This is a genomic window from Xanthovirga aplysinae (assembly GCF_009711365.1).
Taxonomy (GTDB): Bacteria; Bacteroidota; Bacteroidia; order Cytophagales; family Cyclobacteriaceae; genus Xanthovirga; species Xanthovirga aplysinae.
Map to the genome: position 1 here is coordinate 1 of NZ_SMMB01000877.1, position 5,021 is coordinate 5,021.

The following is a 5,021-nucleotide window of genomic DNA, read 5'->3' on the forward strand; positions in this document are numbered from 1 at the left end:
TTCGTTTTTGTGTCAAGACAAAAATGAACAAAAGCTCAGAAATAGCGACAAACCAAAAGGTTTTCTTCCCCACCCTTAACTATAAGATCAACAAAAAATCCTTAAGAATGGCATTAGGCGAGACGCTCAACCAACTTCAAAGCCTTGAAAAACTTCCTTAAAGTAGAGACTCTCTATTTTTGTTGTCCCAATTCTTTAAACCGCACAATCATATTTTTCAAAGGCTCCAAATGATTTTCCTCAAAAGTAACAATCACATTTTCTCTATCTGCTCCAGCTACTTCTGAAAGTAAAAGAACATTGGCAAAGGCGTTGTTCATGGCATTTAAAATCGCATTCTTATACTTGGATTCCACCTCCAAGTGATCGGCTTTTACTTTATATTTTACTTCTTTTTTAATTTTTATGGCTTTACGATTGTAGCTTTCCTTTCCAATAATTTCCCAATAGGGTTCTAATTCCTTAAGCTTTCTTTCTGCCATATCCTGGTAATCCTGCCGACGTAGGGACAAATCAGTCATTTCCTCTTTATAATCTTCTATCAAAGGAAGAAGTTCTGTTTCCAGCGCCTGCATAAGGACTTCTTTTATAATAATTCGTTTATCCAAAGAAAGATATTTTGATACCTCAATAACCCTTTGGGCAGTTTTTCCTATCACCAGGCCTATATCAGTACCATTGTTATAAGTAAGCATTTTATTAATACCATCCGCAACAGATCTTACATTTTCTGATTCGGCCAACAACACCAATTCCAAATAATCCTCTACCAATTGAACGGCTTTGGCTTCAGTAATAAGGTCATTATGCAACTGAGCCAGGTACCCTTTTTCTCCTTGGACAGAAAGGTCATGAACACTGCCGTTCTGTGTATAAGCTTTTCGACCATCTGCTCCGATAATTTGGTAGGCTTTAGTGGGATGTTTGTTGACTTCCATGAGCAAAGCCTTTTGGGTTGGATCCTGAATATTTAATTCTTCTAAATCCCGCTCAGAAAAGCCTTTTTTATTGGTTCCAGTCAATTGGGGAAACTCTAAAATGACAATGGCATGATCTAATATTTCATGGGGAATTCTATCTAACTGATTATCCTCTGAGTTATAAAAATCCGAATAGAGGCCTCCGAGAACAATTTTTTTACCCTCCATAGATACCACCGGAAAACTTAAATCTAAGTCTTCAATATTTTCTGTTTGAACTAATGATTCCCCATAAAGATTGCTTTTTGTTTCTTTAAAATAGTTTTTAATTTTTGGACGAAATTTATTCTTCTTTTTTTTCGTAAACATGATTTTGTTATTTTTTTTTAAGATTTGATAAAGGATCTAACGCATTAAAAATGCTCTCATTTAACTATAGAAAACCAAAAAATTTACTTGATACACTTTCTTGCAGACTAAAGGGAATGCCTTCTATTCCCATTTTATCCTCTTGCCTAATAAAGATTAATTAATATTAGATATATGGGTAATTAATCGGCCGTTTCCTGTGGCAATAAAATTATCAATGGCTCCCTGAAAATCTGGTACATTCATAGGTATATTAGCTCTTGTACCACTGGCCGCATCAAAATAAGGAACTGTTCCTCTCCGATTCCCTACAAAAGTAAGGTTTACATTCGGATTGACATTTAAAATAGCATTGTTAAACACTCGCATACTATTGGGTAATATCACATCTGTGATATCCCCTGCAGGCATAGACTGATTAGTTCTTAACTCCTGAATACCACTTCCTCCTAAGGCCTGGAGTCCTCCATGTGTACTAAGGTTCAAAGTGGGTCCTTGAGATACAAACATCACTGACCGACCTGCCCTACCTTCCAATTGACCTCTTACAGCAGGGGTATTAGCCAAATGGGCCCGGAAAAGGCCTCCAATAAGGGAATTATTAAGCGCATCCACTGTCCTATCCGAAGTATTCTGGTCAACGTTTGTCGGAAGCTTTTGAAGCAAGCTTGTAACCGGAGGTGGAAGAGGTGATGTTGAATTTCGCAAATCATCCAAAAATTGCTGTATATCACGAATAGCGGATGCTCTCCCAAGCCTGGCATATTTTTTAAGTGTGTTGATGTGTTTCTGCATATCATTCCGTCTCTCCACAGCAACCCCAACAGAAGCAAATCCCGGATCTATATTGGCGTTCCCTCTATTCACATTAATATCAAAAAAGCTTACACTATCTGATGTATTAAAGTGCACATCTGATGAGGGTGTTGAGGAAATCCCCAGCGCTTGGAGGTCAGAAGGTGTTAAAATACCATTTGTTAATATGCTTGCGGTTTGACGGAATAATTTAAAACGATTTTGAATTTCTATTCGTACTTTTTTAATACCAGCTGCTGAGGTATCATTGATTTTATCAGGATTATTGGCCAGATAATCTTTTAAAACGTTACGAATCAAATTGCGACTTTCATTTCTTAATACCTGATTGTTGTTATCCAATAAAGGATTTAACATTTGCCTTTCTGCTTGCCTGAACCTATCGGCTTTTACTCTTACCTGACGGAGTATTTCGGTTCTATCCAAAGCATCTAAGTTCCGGGAATTTTCATTCAATACTGCCGTGTAGTAAGTATCCAATATATTAGGAGGAATATCCTGATTGGCATTGTTGACATCATTGACATACTGGGCTTTTATTCTTCTAATATTTCTCTGCCTTTGCAGACTGTGCGATTCTGCTATGGTTCCAGCACTACTACTTCTATCACGTCTTCTCTGTTGATTTTTTCTTTTTAGGCTCGAGGAGCCGGTTTTTTGTGTTGACATTGCTTTAGTTGTTTAATAATATTGATTTCCTTTAATCTTATCGTATGAGAAAATTGCATTTACTTTTTTTGTCATTTTAAGGCCCCCTTTGGGTTATTTCTAATATTTCATTAGAAGGCCCAGATTATCTACAAGCGCAATAACAACCCTCTAACTCCCCTTAAGGGGGAATTAAGTTGAATCAATTCTTAAAAGGTCAATCAAGTAACTAAAGAGGGAAGTTGGCTTTGGGGTTTTCTAAAGATTTATAACAAAATTAGTATGGAAAATAATTTTTATTGATCATCGTCCTCCTGGGTATAATACCCTTTTAGTTTTTCGATGTATTTCTCCTGAGTCATACTTTCTATTCCTGACAAATAGCTGTCTGTATCTTTTGTCAATTGGGCAGCAGATCTGTACTCTACCACATAGGCAATATCACCATTTGGTCGTTTAAATATTGGGGCCAGCTTATTGGCTTGGGTATGCAGTTTTTTCAAGCCCGCGGTATCCTTTTTGATCCGATCGGCTTTGGTACCTGCATCTATATCTGCTACCCTGGTAGATACATTAAATTGTTCCTGGGCATGTTTGATCATAGCAAACTTTCCTTTATTAGGAAATTCATCCTGCTCCTCCACCCTTTTCATTTTTCCCATAAAAGCATTAACGATATTAGCATCTGTCAATTCTCTCTGATTTCGGCTTTGATGCAGTCTATTCATGCTCACAAATTTATCTCCACTTGCCCTGCTATCATCCCTAATTTGCTGGAACTTCTCCCTGGTTTTTGTGATGACAGATTTCATTTCGTTCGCCGTATGAGTGGTGGTCACCTGCGTTCCAATACCCGTCATGGTGCCCCAATCATGGGTGCTCAACAACTCCAAAAGACCATCATCTATCGTTTGTGGGTCGAAGGTTTCTGTCTTCCAGGTAAAGGCTTCCAACACTTCGCTTCCTTTTTTATTCATAAAGTTTTCCTTAATATACTTCAACATATTAGGGAATTCTGCTGGGGACACAGGTGGATTAATGACGATTTCCAATTTGGCTTTTTTGTCAATTTGATCTAAATGAATTTCAAAAGGCATACCGTCAGCATGTTTCCAAATCCCTCTATGTCCATATTGAACGGCAAAATCTTTGAATTGCGGATGGGCATTATAACGGAGCACAGCATTATTAAATTCAATTTCTGCCCCAAATTGTTGGGTATGATCTGTTCTGGCATTATCTTCCAATAAACTTCCCCAGGTTACTTCCGTCACTTCGCTATCATCTGCTTGAGACTCATCATCGGCGATTTGCACAATCTCCTCCTGAACCAGATTATCCTGCTGCTGATCGATTTCATCATCCGCTTCCACCTCTATGACCTCTTGAGCATCATCATCTTGAGTCCGCTGTCTTTCAATTCTCTGCTGTTGTAAATCTTCCTCTAGATTTCTTATTGGCCCGTTTAAATCATCTTGGTTTTCCTGAGGCTGCGGTTCCAGATCCTCTAATTTTCTTGTTAGTTCATCTAATAGACTTTGGTCTCTTTTAGTGAATACTCCTTGCCCCAGCTCTTTTTTTCTTTTCTTTTCCTGGAGCTTTTTAATTTGAATTTTTAAATCCCGCAACTGGCTTTCGGCGGATTCCTCACGTTTCTTTTTGCCGTTTCTTGGTTTTCTTTTTCTTAATGCCATAATTATTTATGTTTTATTAAAGCTTTCAAGTCCAATTTTTATGTTTTTGATTTTTCAATTGCCCAGGAACTGTTGCAGAAACTTCTACAATTTGTCAATATTGTTTCCTTTTGGGGCCACATACAAGGGAGCCCCCTCTACCTCTCCTCAAGGGGAGAATAGGCTGCGTAATTACAGGAATTTGATTACAAAAAAGTGTTAATATAGAAAGTCATAACAAATTCCCGAGGAGTAAGCAAACGCTTTGGGCATAAGCCAAAAACCCTATACTCTAGGATTCCTATTTTTAAGCTACTTTATTAAGCAAAATGTCAATTCCCATTTTAGTACAATAAGCCTTCACTTTTTCCAACCAATAGGACTTCCTCGAATTACTCCAGCCCATCTATTCCTCTTCCTGTGGATAATAGCCTTTCAATTTTTCAATGTATTTTTCCTGCGTCATACTTTTAATGCCTGATAAATAACTCTTCATTTCTTGCGTTTACGGTAAGGAATTTGGATAATTAAGAAAGGATTAAAAAACATTAAAATCTTCTACAATTAGAGCAAAAGAGTCCCCCCGAGTTGTTTT

At 37.5% G+C, this 5,021-nt stretch carries 3 protein-coding genes; all 3 read right to left on the bottom strand.

The features are described 5' to 3' along the window. Positions 1–173: 173 nt before the first annotated feature. Complete coding sequence (locus E1171_RS07235) at positions 174–1,289, bottom strand: hypothetical protein (protein ID WP_155205342.1); 1,116 nt, start codon at positions 1,287–1,289, stop codon at positions 174–176. A 156-nt stretch (positions 1,290–1,445) separates the two neighbouring features. After that, on the bottom strand, positions 1,446–2,774 hold the full coding sequence (locus E1171_RS07240) for a hypothetical protein (protein ID WP_155205343.1): 1,329 nt from the start codon (positions 2,772–2,774) through the stop codon (positions 1,446–1,448). A gap of 275 nt (positions 2,775–3,049) precedes the next feature. Next, entirely contained in the window at positions 3,050–4,447 is a 1,398-nt protein-coding gene (locus E1171_RS07245) for a hypothetical protein (protein ID WP_155205344.1), read from the bottom strand. Positions 4,448–5,021 lie beyond the last annotated feature (574 nt).